Origin of the sequence: Pseudomonas sp. ICMP22404 (assembly GCF_006227205.1) — a bacterium.
GTDB lineage: Bacteria > Pseudomonadota > Gammaproteobacteria > Pseudomonadales > Pseudomonadaceae > Aquipseudomonas.
In genome coordinates, this window is record NZ_VCNG01000068.1 from 1 (window position 1) to 472 (window position 472).

The 472-nt window shown below is 58.3% G+C and carries 1 protein-coding gene; it reads right to left on the minus strand.

What is annotated here, in order from left to right; translation table 11 throughout:
* On the minus strand, nucleotides 1–472 hold a 472-nt coding region (locus FGE05_RS29690), incomplete at both ends, for an immunoglobulin-like domain-containing protein (protein ID WP_139650444.1).

Below are 472 nucleotides of genomic sequence, written 5' to 3' on the forward strand. Positions count from 1 at the left end.
ATCGGTGATCGTGGTGACCGCAGGCGTCGTGTCCGGAACCAGGTTTTCGAAGTTACCGCCGGTCGCACCGGTGATGGTGGTGCTGACGGTGCTGCCGTTGTTGTAGACGTCATTCGCAGGTGTATTAACCGCAACGGTGCCGGTGGTTTCGCCCGCAGCAATGTTAATGACCGAACCGTTGCTCAAGGTGACGGTCACTGGCGTTTGAGCGGCGTTGGTCAGCGTTGCGGTGTAAACAATCGAACCACCTTCGGTGATGCTCTCGCTGGCACTCAGAGTCAGGCCAGTGTTATCCACCGAATCGGTGATTGTGGTGACGGCAGGCGTAGTGTCCGGAACCAGGTTCTCGAAGTTACCGCCAGTCGCACCGGTGATGGTGGTGCTGACGGTGCTGCCGTTGTTGTAGACGTCGTTGGCAGGCGTATTGACTGCAACAGTGCCGGTGGTTTCGCCAGCGGCGATGTTAATCACG